General features: G+C 60.3%; 19 protein-coding genes and 1 riboswitch. Of the genes, 4 read left to right on the top strand and 15 right to left on the bottom strand.

The window, feature by feature from the left end; genetic code table 11:
* From pheS to infC, 5 genes are all read right to left on the bottom strand, one after another.
* The gene (gene pheS / locus U9R81_RS03205; protein ID WP_322494083.1) at positions 1-1,050 is read right to left on the bottom strand and encodes a phenylalanine--tRNA ligase subunit alpha; all 1,050 of its coding nucleotides are present in this window, start codon (positions 1,048-1,050) and stop codon (positions 1-3) included.
* Positions 1,051-1,090: 40 nt separating this feature from the next.
* Positions 1,091-1,897, bottom strand: coding sequence for an RNA methyltransferase (locus tag U9R81_RS03200; RefSeq protein ID WP_322494082.1), 807 nt, complete (start codon positions 1,895-1,897; stop codon positions 1,091-1,093).
* A gap of 503 nt (positions 1,898-2,400) precedes the next feature.
* Entirely contained in the window at positions 2,401-2,754 is a 354-nt protein-coding gene (rplT, locus tag U9R81_RS03195) for a 50S ribosomal protein L20 (protein WP_322494081.1), read from the bottom strand.
* Positions 2,755-2,917: 163 nt separating this feature from the next.
* Positions 2,918-3,124, bottom strand: coding sequence for a bL35 family ribosomal protein (locus U9R81_RS03190; RefSeq protein WP_322494080.1), 207 nt, complete (start codon positions 3,122-3,124; stop codon positions 2,918-2,920).
* Positions 3,125-3,179: 55 nt separating this feature from the next.
* On the bottom strand, positions 3,180-3,890 hold the full coding sequence (gene infC / locus U9R81_RS03185; RefSeq protein ID WP_416180932.1) for a translation initiation factor IF-3: 711 nt from the start codon (positions 3,888-3,890) through the stop codon (positions 3,180-3,182).
* Positions 3,891-4,199: 309 nt separating this feature from the next.
* A riboswitch (TPP riboswitch) is annotated at positions 4,200-4,322 on the top strand.
* A gap of 101 nt (positions 4,323-4,423) precedes the next feature.
* Between infC and thiM the strand changes: the two genes are divergently transcribed.
* The 4 genes from thiM (at position 4,424) to U9R81_RS03165 (ending at position 7,829) form a co-directional block, all read left to right on the top strand.
* Positions 4,424-5,257 (top strand): hydroxyethylthiazole kinase, encoded by an 834-nt coding sequence (gene thiM / locus U9R81_RS03180; RefSeq protein ID WP_322494079.1) that lies wholly within the window; start codon positions 4,424-4,426, stop codon positions 5,255-5,257.
* 171 nt (positions 5,258-5,428) lie between these two features.
* A complete protein-coding gene (gene thiE, locus U9R81_RS03175; RefSeq protein ID WP_322494078.1) occupies positions 5,429-6,079 on the top strand; it encodes a thiamine phosphate synthase in 651 nt (216 codons plus the stop codon).
* 12 nt (positions 6,080-6,091) lie between these two features.
* On the top strand, positions 6,092-6,895 hold the full coding sequence (gene thiD / locus U9R81_RS03170) for a bifunctional hydroxymethylpyrimidine kinase/phosphomethylpyrimidine kinase (protein WP_322494077.1): 804 nt from the start codon (positions 6,092-6,094) through the stop codon (positions 6,893-6,895).
* A gap of 130 nt (positions 6,896-7,025) precedes the next feature.
* Positions 7,026-7,829: an SDR family oxidoreductase gene (locus U9R81_RS03165; RefSeq protein WP_322494076.1), complete on the top strand. Its 804-nt coding sequence runs from the start codon at positions 7,026-7,028 to the stop codon at positions 7,827-7,829.
* Positions 7,830-7,855: 26 nt separating this feature from the next.
* Here the strand turns inward: U9R81_RS03165 and U9R81_RS03160 are convergent, their stop codons facing one another.
* The 10 genes from U9R81_RS03160 to U9R81_RS03115 all read right to left on the bottom strand — a co-directional run.
* A complete protein-coding gene (locus U9R81_RS03160; protein WP_322494075.1) occupies positions 7,856-8,422 on the bottom strand; it encodes a helix-turn-helix domain-containing protein in 567 nt (188 codons plus the stop codon).
* A gap of 280 nt (positions 8,423-8,702) precedes the next feature.
* Entirely contained in the window at positions 8,703-9,737 is a 1,035-nt protein-coding gene (locus tag U9R81_RS03155; protein WP_322494074.1) for a LamG domain-containing protein, read from the bottom strand.
* 178 nt (positions 9,738-9,915) lie between these two features.
* A complete protein-coding gene (locus tag U9R81_RS03150) occupies positions 9,916-11,235 on the bottom strand; it encodes an NAD(P)/FAD-dependent oxidoreductase (RefSeq protein WP_322494073.1) in 1,320 nt (439 codons plus the stop codon).
* Entirely contained in the window at positions 11,232-12,272 is a 1,041-nt protein-coding gene (locus U9R81_RS03145; RefSeq protein WP_322494072.1) for a lysylphosphatidylglycerol synthase transmembrane domain-containing protein, read from the bottom strand. The genes U9R81_RS03150 and U9R81_RS03145 overlap by 4 nt, the downstream gene beginning before the upstream one ends.
* 162 nt (positions 12,273-12,434) lie before the next feature.
* Entirely contained in the window at positions 12,435-13,238 is an 804-nt protein-coding gene (locus tag U9R81_RS03140; protein ID WP_322494071.1) for a phosphodiester glycosidase family protein, read from the bottom strand.
* Positions 13,239-13,277: 39 nt separating this feature from the next.
* Positions 13,278-13,745, bottom strand: coding sequence for a flavin reductase family protein (locus U9R81_RS03135; protein WP_066788413.1), 468 nt, complete (start codon positions 13,743-13,745; stop codon positions 13,278-13,280).
* A complete protein-coding gene (locus U9R81_RS03130) occupies positions 13,742-14,275 on the bottom strand; it encodes an acyl-CoA thioesterase (protein ID WP_322494070.1) in 534 nt (177 codons plus the stop codon). The genes U9R81_RS03135 and U9R81_RS03130 overlap by 4 nt, the downstream gene beginning before the upstream one ends.
* Before the next feature lie 98 nt (positions 14,276-14,373).
* Positions 14,374-15,513: an ABC transporter permease gene (locus tag U9R81_RS03125; RefSeq protein WP_322494069.1), complete on the bottom strand. Its 1,140-nt coding sequence runs from the start codon at positions 15,511-15,513 to the stop codon at positions 14,374-14,376.
* 530 nt (positions 15,514-16,043) lie between these two features.
* Entirely contained in the window at positions 16,044-17,597 is a 1,554-nt protein-coding gene (locus U9R81_RS03120) for an ABC transporter ATP-binding protein (RefSeq protein WP_322494068.1), read from the bottom strand.
* Positions 17,598-17,709: 112 nt separating this feature from the next.
* Positions 17,710-18,385, bottom strand: a 676-nt coding sequence (locus U9R81_RS03115; protein ID WP_416180931.1) for an adenosine deaminase family protein, incomplete at its 5' end; no start/stop codon positions are given.

The following is an 18,385-nucleotide window of genomic DNA, read 5'->3' as shown; positions in this document are numbered from 1 at the left end:
TCACCCAAACTGCTCGACGAAGCGTTGGTCGCCGCTGTAGAACCAGCGAATATCATCAATGCCGTACTTGAGCATCGCGACCCGTTCGGGGCCGAAACCGCCGGCAAAGCCGCTGAATTCCGCCGGATCGTAGCCGCCGTTGCGCAGTACATTCGGATGCACCATCCCGCAACCGCCGATCTCAAGCCAACCGGCGTACTTGCAAATCCGGCAGCCCTTGCCGCCGCACAAGAAGCAGGTCACATCCATCTCGGCGCTCGGTTCGGTGAAGGGGAAGAAGCTGGGGCGCAGGCGCACCTGGGTGCCCGGCCCGAACATCCGCTCGGCAAAGAAGCTCAGCGTGCCTTTGAGATCGGCCATCGTCACGTTGCGCCCGACGGCCAAAAACTCAAACTGGTGGAACATCATCTCGCTGCGCACCGTTACCTGCTCGTTGCGGTAGACTTTACCCGGAATCAGCACCCGCAGCGGATTGGGGGCATTGCGCCGCATGGCGTGGATTTGGCCGGGAGAGGTGTGGGTGCGCAAGAGCACCGATGGCGCGCCTGCCGGCATCTCGACATAAAACGTATCTTGCATATCGCGGGCTGGGTGGTCATCGGGGAAGTTGAGCAGGCTGAAGTTGAAGGCGTCGTATTCAACTTCAGGACTTTCCCAAACCTGAAAACCCATCTCGGCGAAGATCTGCTGCACTTGCCGCAAGATCTGGTTGGTGAGATGGATATAACCGACCGCAGGTTGGCGACCGGGCATGGTGACGTCGACCCGGTCAGCGGCCAACTCGGCGGCGATTGCCTGCGCTTCGAGCCGTTCTTTCGCAGCGGCGAATACCGTTTCGAGCTGTTCGCGCAGCGCATTCACCCGCTGGCCGGCCACTGGCCGTTCTTCGGCGGGCAACGCGCCGAGGCCGCGGCTCAGGCGCGAGAGACGGCCTTGCTTGCCGATAAAGCGGCTCTTCCATTCGGTGAGGGTGGCTAAGTCGGTGACTGACTCGAGGGCGCTGAGAGCTTCTTGTTCGAGCGCAGCCAATTCATCGAGCAGTGTGGTCATGCGGCACCATCTTGTTCCAGAGACGCGATCATTGTTGCTATTATACATTGTTGCGCGGCGAGGGAGCGCAGGCATCGGCGCTGCGTTGGCGCAAGGCTTCAAACAGGATAATACTGCCAGCGACGCCGGCATTGAGCGATTCGATCAGGCCGGCCATCGGAATGGTGATGGTTTGGTGAGCGAGCGCGCGGGCGGCGGCGCTGAGGCCGCGCGCTTCGTTGCCGATAATCAGCGCCGCCGGTTGGCGCCAATCGACGGCGTAGTACGGTTGGCTGCCAGCGCTATCGGCGGCATACACGGTGTAAGGGCCAAGTTCGGCGGCAATCGCTTCCCACCCCAACAGGCGAAGCGGCACGGCAAAGTGCGCTCCCATAGCGGCGCGGGCCACCTTGGGGCTAAACGGATCGGCGGTGCCGGGAGCGCACAGCACAAGGCCCGCGCCGGCTGCCGCCGCCGATCGCAGCAAGGTGCCGACATTGCCGGGGTCTTGGATCTCGTCGAGCACGAGCCGGAGACCGGGACGGGGCGACAATTCCGGCCATGCGACGGCGGCAATCACGCCTTGCGGTTGTTCGGTATCGGCGGCGGCAGCCACAACGGCGGGAGTGGCGGGGAAACAGCGGGGCAGCGTTTGCAGGCGGGCAAGCAGTGCTGTACCGGCGGCAGTGGCAGCCAGTTGCTCAGGCGCATAGAGGGCAAGGCGCAGTTCGGCTCCGGCAGCGAGGGCATCTGCCACGAGCCGCACGCCTTCGATGACGAAACTGCGCTCGCGTCGCCGATCGCGGGCCGATGCGGCCAGCGCGCGCAGCCATTTGACGTGTTGGTTGGCGGTGCTGGTAATCACCATGAGTTAACGCATCAACGTAGCGATGCCCAAATGCAAATACAGTTCATTATACGCTGAAGTGGCCGGTGAACGAGAAGGCGCTAAGCAAGCCAAGGCGCAAAGGAGCAAACGCAAAGCCGCCAAGGACGCGAAGAGACCAAAGGGTACAAACGCCAAGGCGCTAAGGACGCAAAGAGACGCAGGGGATTAAATTAAATCATCCTCTGCGTTCCCTGCGCCCTCTGCGGTAAAAAAGATCTCCCCTCTCCCGCACCAGCGTGGGAGGGGCTGGGGGTAGGGGCAAACACGAAGGCGCGAAACACGCAAAGGGGTCAAACGCAAAGCCGCTAGGGACGCGAAGCATGCCAAGTGGCAAACGCAAAGCCGCAAAGGGGGCAAAGGCGCAGAGATGCTGAACGCAAAGCCGCCAAGGATGCGAAGAGACGCAGGGAATTGGATTATCCTCTGCGTCCCCTGCGCCCTCTGCGGTAAAAAATACCTACCCTCTAATCGCTTTGACGCAATTACGCCGTCGCCTGCGCCTGCGCCACAATGCGGGCAAAGGCTTGCGGATCGCGGACAGCCAGATCAGCCAGCATCTTGCGGTCGATCACAATATTCGCCTGCTTGAGGCCATTGATGAGGCGGCTGTACGTCGTGCCGTTGAGGCGGGCAGCCGCGTTAATGCGCATAATCCACAGCCGGCGGAAATCGCGCTTGCGGCGGCGGCGGTCGCGGTACGCATCGGCGAGCGCGTGCATCACCGCTTCGTGGGCAACCTTATAGTGGCGGCTGCGCGCGCCGCGATAACCCTTCGCCTGCTCTAACAGCTTCTTGTGGCGCTTGCGCACCATTGTGCCACGCTTAACACGAGCCATGGTTGTTCTCCTTTGGCGGATCGGTCAGGGGGTGGCAGACCGAACCCTGAACTTCATCCGCACTATAGCTTGAATACTGATAACGTTACGTACCAACAAAAACCCTGCGGGCAGCGCAGGGCTGACGTTTGCGACGGGTATGAGCGACCCGCCTCTGGCGTGCTTACTCCAAACCGTAAGGCAGCGCAACTTGCAACATGCGGCGATTAGCCGGCGAGGTGGGCTGATCCTTGCCCCACTTGCGTTGCGAGCGGCTCGGCCGGTTGCGCTTATTGCCGCGCACACCGCTCTGCTGCAAAAACTTGCCAGACGCAGTTACCTTAAAGCGCTTTTTCGCGCCCTTGTGCGTCTTCATCTTCATCTTAGGCATTGAATAGCTCCTTTACCGCAACCGGATAGCAGAAGCCAGACCGGTTTCGCATCACTTAGCGCCGTCGCCGGCGTTCCCGCTCGTCATCGTCAAAATCATCTTCGTCCTCGTCATCGTAATCTTCGTCCTCGTCGATGAGGTCATCATCTTCGTCAAGCTCATCCTCATCAACAAAGTCTTCTTTTTCGTCTTCGTTGGCCGGCGTAGCAACAGGCGCTGCTGGCGCTGGGGCTGACTGGGCGTTTGCGGCAGCTTGGCGCTGAGCGGCAGCCTTCTGCGCCTGCTGGGCCGCTTTCAACACCTTCGCTGTCGGCGCCAACAACATTGAGAGGACGCGCCCCTCTATCAGCGGCTTTTGCTCGATGACGGCAATATCGCTCAATTGCTCGGCAATCTCATCGAGCATTTTGCGCCCGATTTCCGGGTGGGCCATTTCGCGACCGCGGAAGCGCAAGTTAAACTTCACCTTGTCGCCGGCCAACAAAAAGCGCCGCGCCTGATTCGCCTTGACGGCGACATCGTGTTCGTCGGTTTTCGGCATCAGCCGGATCTGCTTTAATTCTGACTGCTTCTGATTGCGGCGCGCTTCCCGCTCTTTTTTGCTCTGCTCGTAGCGGAATTTGCCGTAATCGAGCAGACGGCATACCGGCGGAACCGCATTGGGCGCGACTTCAACCAGATCGTACCCCCGCTCTTCAGCCATAGCGAGCGCCTCGCGCAAGGGGACGATGCCGACTTGGGTGCCGTTTTCATCGATCAGGCGCACTTCACGGGCGCGAATGCGATTGTTGATGCGAAACCGGTCTCTGATAGCGCGACTCCTTCGTCTTTCGAGCGGTGACGGCTGCGTGCCGGAAGCCAGTTGCCGGGATGAGCGTCACCGTTAAGGCGAACCTTATGTTATGCAGACAACAATAAAACACCGACGTGAACCACTGCTCACATCAAGCCTGCATTATACCAGTCTGGGCGGGGATCGTCAAACGAATAGCGCCTTGAAAGCGGCTTTCTTTGATCGCAAATTATCTGGCCGGATTGCGCCGCCCATTATTTCATGCTATCATGAGTGCAACAATCTTCATGCCGGGGGAGCTTGGGAGAACCGAGCTGAGAGGGCGCCTTTGGCTTTTGCCGCCGGCGCCGACCCTCTGAACCTGATCTGGGTTATGCCAGCGGAGGGAGGAGCAGTGCGCAGTCCGATGCGGTCTGCGTGGATCGTCAACTCACCGTCCTGCCGCGGCAGGGCGGTTTTTTGTCCCTGCGCAACGCTCATCCGTTTGCTGGCGCAAGGAGGTAACGATGATATTGAACGAACGGATCGCAGAACTACGGGAACGGGTGCGCCAGCAGCGCCCCCTGATCCACCACATCACCAATTTTGTGGTGATGAACGACACGGCCAACGTGACGCTCCATATCGGTGGCTTGCCGGTGATGGCCCACGACCGCGAAGAGGTGGCCGAGATGGTGGCCATGGCGGGTGCATTAGTGTTAAATGTCGGCACGTTATCGCCCGATTGGATTGAAGCCATGCTAATCGCCGGCAAACGGGCGAATGAGCTGGGCATCCCAATCGTGCTCGATCCGGTTGGCGCCGGGGCGACTTCGCTGCGCACCGCGAGCAATCGCCGCTTGCTGGAGGAATTGCGGGTCGCGGTGGTGCGCGGCAATTCAGGTGAAATCGGCGCGCTGGCTGGCATGGGTGGCGTGGTGAAGGGTGTTGAGGCAGTGGTTGAAGCCGATGATCCGGTGGCGGCGGCGCAGAAGCTGGCGCAACAGTATCAGACGGTGGTGGCGGTCACCGGGAAGCGCGATATTGTCACCGATGGTAGCCGGGTGTTGGCGGTTGATAACGGTCACGAGTGGCTCAAGACCCTGACCGGCACCGGTTGCTCGGCGACGACCGTGATTGCGGCCTTTGCAGCGATCGAACGCGATTATGTGCTGGCTGCCGCAGCTGGCTTAGCCTGTTTTGGGGTGGCCGCCGAGCTAGCTGCCCCCCAAGCGCACGGCCCGGCCAGCTTTAAAGTGGCGTTCTATGATGCGATCTACCATCTGTCGGCGGAACAGATTCGGGCTGGTGCGCGCGTGACCAGCTTGAGCGACGATCAAAGCATTGTGGTGGCGCGGTAGGTGCATTGCTCGCGCTTATCGGATGATGGCGGACGGTCGTCTCACTGCGGTATGTCAGCCGGTGGGTTATGGCGTGCGGCGGTGAAACTGCCGCATTCCAAAGCGTTCGTGCTCATCGCATGATGGCGTGCGGCAGTGGAACTGCCGCATTTCATACCGAGTTATTCAGCTATGCAACCAAAAACACATCTTGACTGGAGCCTCTACGTCGTCACCGATGCTGGTTTGTCGCGGGGCCGGTCGCATCTGGCGGTGATCGAAGCGGCGATTGCCGGCGGCGCGACAGTGGTGCAGTACCGCGAAAAGACGGCTGCTACCCGCCAGATGATTGCCGAAGCGCAGGCCTTGCGCGAACTGACCCAGCGCGCCGGTGTACCGCTGATCGTCAATGATAGGCTCGATGTGGCTTTAGCGATTGATGCCGATGGGGTGCATGTCGGCCAAGACGATATGCCGGCGGCAGTTGCCCGTCGCTTGATCGGCCCTGACAAGCTGTTGGGGGTCTCGGCGGCCAATCTGGCCGAGGCCATGCAGGCCGTGCAAGACGGCGCGGATTATCTGGGGGTAGGGCCGATTTTTGCCACTCCCACCAAACCTGACGCCGCGCCGCCGATCGGAATGGATGGCCTACGTGAGATTTGCCGGCACGTGCCGCTGCCGGTGGTTGCGATTGGCGGGATCAATGTTGCCAATGCCGCCGATGCCATCGCCGCCGGCGCGCAAGGCATCGCCGTCGTGTCGGCGGTGGTCGCCGCTGAAGATGTCGCTGCGGCGGCGCAGCAGTTGCGCGCACTTGTCGCTGCTGCGCGCCAACGCGCATAGAAAGGAGTAACTATGGCGCTGCCACGCTGTTTAACGATTGCCGGCTCTGATTCGGGCGGCGGGGCCGGTATTCAGGCCGATCTCAAGACCTTTGCTGCGCTAGGGGCGTATGGTATGAGCGCCCTTACAGCGGTGACAGCGCAGAATACGATCGGTGTGCAAGGGGTAATCGAATTGCCGGCGGCGTTTGTCGGCCAGCAGATCGATTCGGTGGTCAGCGATATTGGGGTTGATGCGGTCAAGACCGGGATGCTGGCCAACGCCGAGATTATCGCCGTGGTGGCTGAAAAAGCGCGGGTCTATCGGTGGCCGGCACTGGTGGTCGATCCGGTGATGGTCGCCAAGAGCGGCGATCCGCTTTTGCGCCCGGCAGCGCAGACGGCTCTTATCGAGCTGCTCTTGCCGCTGGCGACGATTGTCACCCCCAACCTGCCCGAAGCGCGCGCCTTGACCGGCATGGTGATCGAGACGGTCGCCGAGATGGAACAAGCGGCGCAAGCGATCCATCGCATGGGGCCGCGTTGGGTGCTGGTCAAGGGTGGCCATCTGCAAGGCGATAGCATTGATGTGCTTTATGACGGGGTGCAGTATCGCTATTTCACCTCACCCCGGATCGAAACCCGCCACACCCATGGCACCGGTTGCACGTTTGCCTCGGCGATTGCGGCTGGCTTGGCGAAAGGGCTTGCCGTCCCCGATGCCGTTCAAGCGGCCAAGGAATATATTACCTTGGCCTTGCGCCATGCGCCGGGTTTGGGCCATGGTCACGGGCCGGTGCATCATTTTGCCGCGTGGTATGAGCAAACGCTGTCATAGGCGATCAGGGTGACTCAGCCGGGACAGCCATACTGGCTGTCCCGGCAGTTTTAGTTGACAAGACAGATACTGTCGAGTATGGTATCCTTGCTATTGGTTGAAGCCAACTGAAGAATGACGGACAATACCTATGCGAGTCCGAAACAAGGTCATTGTTGTTACTGGCGGCGGCAGCGGGATTGGGCGGGCTTTGGTGTTGCATTTACTAGCGAAAGGGGCGCGCGTCGCAGCGGTCGATCTCAACCCGGCCTCGCTGCGTGAGACGGCGCAACTGGCGGGGGCGCAGGCTAGCCGGCTTTCAACCCACGAGCTGAACATTACCGATCGCGCCGCCGTGGCTGCTTTGCCGGCGCAAGTCGTGGCTGCTCACGGCGCAGTTGATGGTCTGATCAACAACGCCGGCATTATTCAGCCGTTTGTGCGCGTGCTTGACCTCGATGAGGCAACGATTGAGCGGGTCATGAGTGTCAATTTCTCCGGCGCCGTGCGGATGACCAAAGCCTTTTTGCCCCACCTGCTGGCCCGGCCCGAAGCGCATATTGTAAACATTTCGAGCATGGGCGGCTTTGTACCGGTGCCGGGACAAACCATCTACGGCGCAGCCAAAGCAGCGGTGAAGCTCTTTACTGAAGGACTATATTCTGAACTACTGGAAACCAAAGTGCGGGTGACGGTGGTCTTTCCCGGCGCCGTCAGCACCAACATCACGGCGAATTCAGGAGTGAGCAGTTTGCTGCGCACCGATAAACAACCCGCCATCACGCCATTGCCGGCAGAGCGGGCGGCGCAGATCATCGTCGCGGGGATGGAACGCAACCAGTTTCGGGTGCTGGTCGGTAACGATGCGACGATGATGGATCGACTCTACCGGCTCAATCCACAGTTTGCCGTGCGCCTGATCTTTCGCCAAATGAAGAGCTTGCTGGGAGGATAGTCTTGGCATATGGCTCCACCGATGGATCATGCCCCTCCGCCGTTGTTATGATCAGGCGTCTCGTGCGGCAGTGTAGCTAGCTGGTATCCCAGCACAAACATGCGCCGCAACGTGCGTCCCTCGATGGGAGGTTGCTGCTCGGCTGTGTGCAACAACTGGTGAATCGCATTGCGCAGTTGGCGATACTCTTCATCAGTGGCGTAAAACGTGGAATCGTGAGCCGAAATGTCGTCGAAGTTTGGCTCGCCGCGTTCGAGCAGGTAGCGGGCAAAGTCTTGCGCGACTACCCAACCATAAATGCTCACGTGCTCGGCGAGTTTTTTCATGCCCTCCTCATCATGAATCTCGGATAGCCGCACTTGCCCGAATACCGGCAGGAAAAAGCGCTCTTCAATCCCATTGACATGCCGGGTGGCGGCAACTTTGATGATCTTGGCGTCAAGCATCTTGTGAATGTGGCGGTAGAGCGATGGGCGCGGCACATCGGGCAGCAAACGGCTCAGTTGGTTAATCGAATAGGGGCCGCTGTACAAGGTTTGGAAGATGCGCATCCGCACCGGATGGTTGATAATGTCGAATTTGTACAGAATCATCGTCGACTCCTAACGCCATCAAATTTAACACCGTTTACTGATCATACCACTTCTTTCCGAGCAGGCGTCGGCGAGGGTTGGTCGAGACGAGGCGAATATCCTCTCGACCGTGCGGATCAATTGCTTGCTCACCCGGACGCTAGCTTTTCGTGTGTTGTCAACATTATATACGTAATCATTTGCCAGAAATAATGCAACCTTGCCCGGCTACGCTCGTGCGTAGCCGGGCAGCAATGGCGAGACGGTTGCGGAATTGCGGAGGCGCTGGCGGCAAGCGGGCCTAGCTGCGGATAATCATCGGCAAAAAGGCGCGTGGGGTGAGCGGCGTGCTGCTGCTGGCAAAGGGGGTGTCGGTCGACCAATGTTGAGCCGCACCGCCGGTGCGTGGTTGCAATACGCCGGGACTTTGGTTGCCCGGCGCGCTGTCGCCGATCGCGGTGCCGCTGCCTTCATCAAAGTGGTAGAGGGCCACGGTGTTGACGTCGGCGGGGTGTGGCGCCGTAGGGGGGGCAAAGTCGCCGGTATAGCGCACGCTGTTCGATAGCCGCACGTCATCGAGCAGGCCGTTGTAGTAGCGGCTGTCCGGATAGTCATGCTTTTCGGCTCCAAACACGAGGTAGGGGTCGCTGTTGGGGTACGAGGTCGAACGATTGAGCCGATAATCAATCGGCCCGCTCGGCCCATTCATCTGCGCGTCGGGCCGACCGTCGACAAACAGTCGCACCTGCCCGCTATTGGCGCGGGTGACGGCAATGTGATGCCACGCGTCATCGGTGACGGTGCGATTGCCTTTCAGTAACCGATCGTCGCTTCCTACACTGAATCCAACGACCAATTTCCCGTCGCAAATCGCAATGCCGTAGTCACCGTAATCACCGCTGCCAAAGATGTCGCGATCGATAATGATATTGCCGTAGTACCAGCCATCGCAAGCCGGCGCCGTATTATCGGCGGCATTGGCCTTCATCCAGAACTCCACCGTCAGATCTCCGCCAACATTTACCGGACGCGAACTGGTCAGTTGGCCGCTGCTGTTGATCGTTCCGAGCGGGATTTTGATCCGGTCGAGATCATTGGTGCTGCTACCGAACAATCGGATGGAAAAGCCGCCGGCAGAGCTTGGCGTTGCGGTGGCGGGCGTAGTGGCGAGCGGGCTAGGCACGGTTTGCGCAAGGCTGCTGGCGGTAGTCAGGTCTGGGGTGATCGTTTCTGCCGGCCCTTGGGCCAGCGTGGGTGATGGGAGCGCGTTGCTCGCGCTGCAACCGATGAGGACGCCGATCAGGATTACGATGCTTATCAGCCGGTATGTGTGCATATTCCCCCCCCACTTATGTTGTTGTGCGGAATGGTCTGGGCAAGGCAGGGCCGAGCTGAACCACCCGCAGCGATCCCCGCTCAGCGCGTATGAGGTTGGGCAAGGCGGTCTCGCGCTGGATGGAGATAGCTCCGCATGTACCGGTATAGAAATGACTTATCACATCATGAGCGTATCATCAATAGCCGGAAGGTACCGATTGCGCCGTTGGGTGCGGGTAGGCGAGCATGATCTGCGCCGCGCGCCGGCCCAATTCAACCGCGTAGTTGGTGCCGCGATCCCACGGGTAGACTTGGCTCATACTGGCCCAGTAGAGGCCGGGCAGCGGGGTTGCAATCGGCGGGATATTGCGGCTGTGATTGACCGGGACAATCGGTTGGGCATAGGTTTCGCGGTGCAGCCAGTACGCGCGCACCCACTCGCGGCGGAAGGCGGGGTTGATCTGGCGTAAGGCTGGCACGAAGCGTTCGAGCAACGCTTCTGGCGTAAGCCGGAAATACTCGTGGTCAGGATCGAGATAGTCGCCGCAGTAGAGCAGGCGGTCGCCGCCGTAATAGTTCGGTTCAATGAAGTTGGTGTGTTCAACCAGCGCCAAAAATGGGAATTCATCTTTGGGCAGGTTAAGCCAATAGATGCCGTTGGTGAGCGGTTGGCGCAAGGCGATGGTCATCACAACCGCCCCCATCGAGCGCAACTGGCGCAGTTGGCCGAGGTAGCTGGCCGGCAGATGGGGAACCAGCCGTGCCAGCAATCCCGGCGCGCCGGTAACGAGCAGCGCGTCGTAATCAGCGGGAGGGTGATTGCCAGCGATTACCTGCCAACCCGTCTCAGTCTGCGTCACGGCCTTCACCGGCGTTTTCCGCCACACCTGCACCCCGCGCTGGGCGCAAGTGGCGCACAACCCATCGGCGAACGCCTGAAAACCGCCTTGAAAATACCCCAGCTTGAAGCTGCGCGCGCGCAGCCGTGCCCATAGCCACGCCATATTGACTTCATCAGCGTGGGGGCCGAATTTGCCTTCGAGCAGCGGGTGCCAGATCACCCGCGCCACGTTGAGACCCGAATAGCGTTCCGTCCACGCGGTAGCCGTCACCTGTTCAAGCCGTTGCCAATTGCTGGTGACGAACTTGAGATAAAAGGCGCTCACGCCAAAGCGCAGCCGGTCGAGGAAGGGCAAGCCGGGGAAGCGCAACACCGGCAGTACGCCATCGAGCGCATACCCGCGCCCGCGCCACCACTGCGCCGTCACCGGCGCGCGGAAGAAGAGCCGGTCGCGCATACCGATCTCGTTGGTCAGATCGATAATAGCGTGATCGGTGGTGAAGATGTGATGGTAAAACCGTTCGAGCGGCCACTGCCACGCCGGATCACGAAAACCGCTGGCCAAGCCGCCTACCTGCTCACCGGCTTCATAGACCGTCACCGCATGGCCGCGTCCGGCGAGATCATACGCAGCGCTCAGACCGGCAATGCCGGCGCCGACGATCGCAATCTTCATGGTAACACCTTCTGGGTGACGGAAGCGTCTTCAGTTGTTGTCGTTGCTGCCTGTTCGCGCAAGGCCGCCGCCCGATCCATATCGCGCCACGTGAGGCTTTGGCGCAGCATATACCACGCACCAAGCAGTGTCACCGGCAGCCACAGCGCCACGTGCAGCACTAGCGTATAGCCGGCGGCCAGCGCATGCGCCACGCCGAACTGGGTCAAGATCACAATGCCGGGCGCATCAAAGGTGCCGATATACCCCGGCGTGGAAGGGATCGTGGTGAAGAGATTCACTACCGCGGTCATCAGCATCAAGACCAAAAACGAAATTTCAAACGGAAAAGCGTGCATCACGAACCAATATTTGAGCGTTTCACCGAACCAGATCAAGGTTGAGGTCAACAGAATAACCAGCATTTCGCGCGGGCTGCGCAGCGATTGCAACCCGATAATAAACCGGTCAAAGAGACCGTGGATGCGCGGGCGCAGGAACGGCGGCGCAAACCGGTCAACGGCGAGGGCGTACAGCCGGCTCATGCGTTGCGGGTGGGCGGCTAAAGCGATAAATGCGACCAGCGCCACAATGAACAAGACGCTAAACCCTATCACAAGGGTGCGAAAGGCGGTAGGCAGCGGGGCAAAGGGCAGCGTGATCGCCACAAAGAGCAGCATCACCAAGCCGTCAAACAACCGCTCAAGCACCACTGTCGCCAGCGAGGCGCTCATCGCGATGCCGCAATTGCGGCGCAGCACATAGCTGCGCAACACCTCGCCGGCGCGCGCTGGATACACATTGTTGCCCATGTAGCCAATCACGACAATGGGGAAGAGCACGCGCAGCGGTACTGGGGCGATATGGTTAAGCATCGATTGCCAGCGCCACGTGCGTACCCAGACGGTAGCAAAATAGACGGTGACTCCCGGAAGCAGCCACCAGTAATTCGCCTCGCGCAGCGCCTCCCAGAAATGGGCCAGATCGAGGCCATAGAGAGCAATCCCAAGGAAGATCGCGCTAATAATCAGCCCAAGCCATAATTTCCAATACCGCACAAAGTTTCCCTTTTAATAATCCTTCATGTATGGGCATAGCAGCGCTATGCCCCAGAAATCAGCGCTGCTGTGCTCTCAGGTTGAGCCCAGCGCCGCTGTGCCTCTGTCATCCGCCCGCCGCGCTGCCCCTTCCCTGCATCTTACCCTTGCTATCGCAGCCTGTCAAAGCGGGAGCACCAGCAGCGCAAAGGGCAGGGGGCCAAACGAGTCAATTCGCACGCCGCCATGATCACTCTGCGCAATGAGGCCGGCAGAAGAGCCGCCGTCAAGGTTGACCGCAATCTCGATATCGAGATCTGCCTCAGCCAGAAATTGCGACCATTCAGCGAGGCTAAACGTTGCGCCGGGAGCGACGATCAAGAGCACATGCCCGGCCCGATCGAGCGCAATCGCACTCCGGCGCGCGCGTTGGCCGTCGTCGCTGGTATAGGCGGCTTTATTCCCCGGACGCACTAGCAGCGGCCAACCCTGTATGGCTTGGGTAAAGGGTGCGCCATCATAGGGCTGGTCGGCAAGCGACCAGAGATGTGGTACGCCGGCGTCGTCAATCGCAAACATACCACCCTGATCGACATAACTCCGGCCAATGACCCGTTGATCGCTGATTAACAGCGCCACTGGTTCGCCGTTCGCATCAAAGAAGCCGCCATTAATTGCGGCAATAGCGCCGTATTGCGCTGCCCAAGCGCTGAGGGTACGCGGCGCCGCCGGATCATAGCCCACGACGAACCGCACCTTGGCCGGATCGACGCGAAGCACTTGCACTGGCACGCCGGGCGTGTCTAAACGGCGTAATTCGATCCCGGTGGCCAGCGAGCGCCAGTCGCCGGCAGGCGCCGAGGGTGTGGCTGGTCGGGTCGGCATCAGGGTGGGCACGCCAGCCGGCACACTGTTGGGCGGGGCAGCGCCGGCGCAGGCGGTGAAGACGAAGAGACCGGCGAATAACGCGCACAATAACCGTAGCATGACGCTCTTCCATAACGCGCCAAACCAAGAGATGATTGCTCACCCCAACTGGTGGTACCCTGACCGGTAGTACAACAGAGGCCGGCCTCCAAAGACACGCGCATCAACCACTTCTCCTACGAAGATAGTGTGGTCGCCGCCGGGCAGGGCGCTGTGTAACCGGCACTCGATCTGGGCCAGTACGCCGTGCAGAAGTGGTAACCCGCGCGGCGAAAGGGTGTAGCTGTGCGGGGCAAATTTCTCGCTGTCGTGCATCGCAAAGCGGCGCGAGAGATATTCTTGATCTTCGGCTAATATGTTCACCGCGAATTGGCCGGCAGCCGCGATTACATCGTGGCTGGTCGCTGCATGATCGATGCAGATCAACACCAATGGCGGGCGCAATGACAGCGAGGTAAACGAACTCACGGTCAAGCCGGCCAAGCGGCCTTCGTGGGCGGTCGTGACGACGGTTACTCCCGAAGCGAAATGACTCATGGTTTGGCGAAAGAGTGATTCGTCGATCATGGTCGTCCTGTATTGCGACGGGCCGCAATCGCGGCGTGAATCTCGGCGCCAACGGCATGTTCGGCGCGGGCTTCATCATCGAGCAAGAGCAGTTGCGGAACCGTTGGCGATGGCCCGCCTTCACGGTTAATCGCGACCATGCTGAAATAGCCGGTCGTGCAGAGGCGGCGATCGCCGATCAGCGGGTGTTCGGCAAAGAGCCGCACGCGCACCACCATCGAGCTGCGCCCGACGTAGATCACCCGCGAAAAGGCTTCGACAATCTCGCCTTGCCCAATCGGGGTGCGAAAATCGATCCGTTCAGTTGAGGCAGTGACGACTGGCAGCCGGCAGAACCGCAAGGCTGCGATGGCAGCGGCTTTATCCATCAACGCCATAACATCGCCGCCGAACATAGTGCCGTAGCCGTTGGTTTGATGTGGCAAGATAATTTCGGCCATCCGTTCTTCGGCTGCCGGTTTGGCCGGACGGTTTTGGATCATGATGTCGTCCATAATCACCTGTACAGCAAGGCAGATGACGGCGCTCATCTGAGCGCCGTCGTTGGCGATAGGATCAACGCGAAAGTAGTGTGATGATGCAAATCCGTTAGCCGGCTATCCTTATCCGATTTGGCGTTGCCGCACTCCTACCCGCCCCAACCCTTCGAGAGTTGGGTCTCTTCGCCGGGTTTGCGTTTGGGCAGGCGATAAATAAAGCGGACAATCTGGTCGGCAGCGACGAACATAATGATCAAGGCTTGGACAATCTTGATCACATCGATCGACAGGCTAGCCCGCACTTGCATCAAGCGCGCGCCAGTGAGCAAACCGCCCCAGAGTAATCCCGAAAAGATAATTCCCACTGGGTTCGCGCGAGCGAGCAGGGCAACAGCAATTGCGTCGAAGCCAAGACCGGAAAAGAAATCGGCGCTGAGCGAACCGCGCACACCACTCACTTCAATCGCACCGGCCACCCCGGCCAACCCGCCGGCAAACGCCATTGCCAGCACGATCGTGCGCGGCACGCTAATCCCGGCGTAGCGCGCGGCGTTGGGGTTGGCGCCGGCAGTACGCATCTCGAAGCCGAGAGTTGTGCGGTAGAGCAGCCATGCGATCACGAAGACCAGCACGATCGCTAGCAGAATGCCAAGGTGTAAAATGGTCGAGCTGCCCACCTGAATGCCGGGCAAGCGGGCTGTGTCGGCGATCAGCCGCGATCGGGCGCCGGTGGTATCAGCAGGATCGCCGAGGATATATGGCGTCTTGCTGCGGATTAGCCAGTCGGTCATGCGCAACGCGATATAGTTGAGCATGATCGTATTAATCACTTCGTGCGCGCCGGTGCGCGCCTTGAGAAAGCCGGCAATCGCTGCCCACGCCGCCCCGCCGAGTGCGCCGGCAATCAGCGTGGCCGGAATGTGAAAGATAGCCGGCATTTGTAACGTGGTGCCAATCACGACTGCGGCGACTGCGCCGGCGTACAGTTGCCCTTCCGCGCCGATGTTGAACAACCCGGCCTTAAAGGCGAGCGCTACGGCTAAACCGCAGATGATAAACGGCGTTGAGCGCACCACGGTGTCGGCGATCGCGCGCGGCGAACCAAAAGCGCCTTCCCACAAGCCGATATAGGCGGCTTGCCAATCGGCGCCGGTAATGCCGATGATGAATGCGCCAACGACCAGTGCGCTAAAAACGGCCAAGATTGGCACGAGGATACCTGACCAGCGATCCCATACTTGGCGGAGCGCCGAGGGGCGAACCCCCGCTTCAGTGGCTGCTTGCGCCATGCTCTTCTCCTTTATCGCTCACATGTCTATACAATGTGGACATGAGTCTTGTTTGAATGTTGGGTTATAACAACCTTCTTTGTGGCCACCACTATGGCAGTGTGCTTGATACAATCGGACGCTAGTCTGTCATTGCGAGGGCGCGCCGTGCCCGAACACCCATCTGTCATTGCGAAGGCGCGTAGCGCCCAAAGCAATCTCCTGCTCTCGCGCAAGACAACCCGCTCAAGGCATCGCTCTTGCTGTCGCGGGAGATTGCGTCGCCGCGCGGCGGGCCGGGCGTTGCGCGGCCCCTACCCGCTCGGCTCGCAATGACATAAGGAGAGCAGTGGTGCGCCCTGACGCCAATCTGTCATTGCGAGGGCGCGTAGCGCCCAAAGCAATCTCCTGCTCTCGCGCAAGACAACCCGCTCAAGGCATCGCTCTTGCTGTCGTGGGAGATTGCTTCACCGCGCGGCGGGCCGGGCGTTGCGCGACCCCTACCCACTCGGCTCGCAATGACAGTGAACCGAACGGCGCCAGCGCATGCATTACGCTTCCACTGGCACTGCGCGATCGAGCTTCGCGCCGGCCATCAAGAGACCCAACTCTTCCCGCGATAGTTCGCCGTTCTTGACCGTGGTCACAATCTCGCCATGGTACATCACGGCGATCCGGTCGGCGAGCGATAAAATTTCATCAAGCTCGGCTGAGACCAGCAACACGGCCACACCCTCGTCGCGCTTTTTTACGATCTGGTTGTGAATGAACTCAATCGAACCAACGTCGATGCCGCGGGTCGGTTGCGAGGCGATCAACAGTTTGAGCGGGCGGGTAAACTCGCGGGCGACGATTAGCTTTTGCTGGTTGCCGCCGCTAAGCGAGCTGGCCGGCACGTGAATGCTCGGCGTACGCACATCAAATTCGGCCACCAAGCGGGTGCAATGCTCGTTGATCGCCTGCTCGTCGCGCACGATCCCGCGGGCGAATGGCGGTAGGTAGTACAATTCCAGCACCGAATTATCGGTGAGCGGGTACGATGTCACCAACCCATCGCGCTGGCGATCTTCGGGAATGTGGGCCACTCCTAACTCGCTGATCTGGCGTGGGGTGGCGTTGCTAGCATCAACGCCAGCGATCCGCACCGTGCCGGCCTCGCTGGGGCGCAGGCCGGTCAGCGCCGCAACCAGTTCGGTTTGGCCGTTGCCTTGCACACCGGCGATGCCGAGGATCTCGCCGGCGCGCACTTCCAGATCAACGCCTTTGACGGCTAGCAGCCGGCGATCGTCGCGGACTTGCAAACCGCGCACTTCGAGCACCGGTGCGCCGGGGCGGACCGGCTGTTTCTCGACCTTCAAAATCACTTCGCGCCCAACCATCATCGCCGCCAGACTGGCTTCGGTCGCTTGTGCCGGCGTGGTTTCGCCGACCACTTTGCCGCCGCGCAACACGATGATCCGGTCGGCGACCTCTAAGACTTCGCGCAGCTTGTGGGTAATAAAGATGATCGAAGTGCCTTGCGCCGTCAGGGTGCGCATCACCCGCACCAGATCGTCTGCCTCTTGCGGGGTCAGCACTGCGGTCGGCTCATCGAGGATCAGAATATCAGCGTTGCGGTAGAGGGCCTTGATAATTTCAACCCGCTGTTGTGCGCCAACGTCAAGATCGGCCACGAGTGCGTTGGGGTCAACCGGCAGGCCATACTGCTCGGAGATGGCGCGGATGCGTTCGGCAGCCTGTTTGCGGTTGAGAAAGGGGCCGTTGGTTACTTCGTTGCCGAGAATAATATTCTCGGTGACGGTCATTACCGGCACGAGCTGGAAGTGCTGGTGAACCATGCCGATGCCGCGCGCAATCGACTCGTGCGGATTGCTGATGCGAATGGGCTCGCCTTTGACAAAGATCTCACCTTCGTCTTGATGATATAACCCGTAGAGGATGTTCATCAGGGTGGATTTGCCGGCGCCGTTCTCGCCGAGCAGCGCCAGCACTTCACCCTTATGTAGCTTCAGCGACACATTATCATTAGCAACAACACCGGGAAAGCGTTTAGTGATACCGCGGGCTTCCAGCACAACCGGGCGGTCTGAGCCATTCTGTGTCACAGGCAACCTCATTGCATACGTATCGCGCAAGACAGACGGGCATTGCAATCGACTGGCGCTGCCGGAGATATAGGGTATTGTAGCATATTCTGACCGTTTCGCCGGCAACTGCCTACACTTCCAGCTCGGCGCGCAACTGGTGCAGTGATGGTTCAATAGTGGCGAGCAAAGCTGCGCGTTCGGCAGTCGGCAAGAAGGTCGCCTGTACAGCGGTGCGGGTCATCGCGCAGAAATCGGCAGCGGTAAAGCCGAGGTAATGCGCAGCGCGGCGAAACTCCTCGGTGATGGTGGTCTCGAAGAAAGTGGGGTCGTCGGAATTGATCGTCACCGGCACGCCAGCGTCGTAGAGCTGGCGCAGCGGGTGAGCTGGCCATGCGGTGATGGCTTTGGTGCGGATATTGCTGCTTGGGCAGACATCAAGCACGATCCCGCGTGCGGCGAGGGCGGCCAGCAGTGCCGGATCATCCACGCTGCGAATCCCGTGACCGATCCGGCTCACTTCCAGCACATCAATCGCGCCCCAGACGCTAGCCGGGCCGACCACTTCGCCGGCATGGGCCATCACGCCAAGACCGGCGGCGCGGGCGGCGGCGAACAGTTCGATAAACTCTTCAGGCGGGTGGCCAATTTCGTTGCCGCCGATCGACCAGCCAACCACTCCGATCGAGCGGCATGCAATCGCAGTTTCAAGAATAGGCCATGCCGCCGCAGCGCCGTATTGGCGACCATAATCGAGCACCAGCCCCACGCGCGGCCCGCCATGCTGGGCAGCGCGGGCAAAGCCGGCG

This window comes from Chloroflexus sp. (genome assembly GCF_034435895.1).
In the GTDB taxonomy this organism is placed as follows: domain Bacteria; phylum Chloroflexota; class Chloroflexia; order Chloroflexales; family Chloroflexaceae; genus Chloroflexus.
The sequence above is the reverse complement of the archived record's forward strand: the minus strand, read 5'-3'. Positions and strand labels throughout refer to the sequence as shown.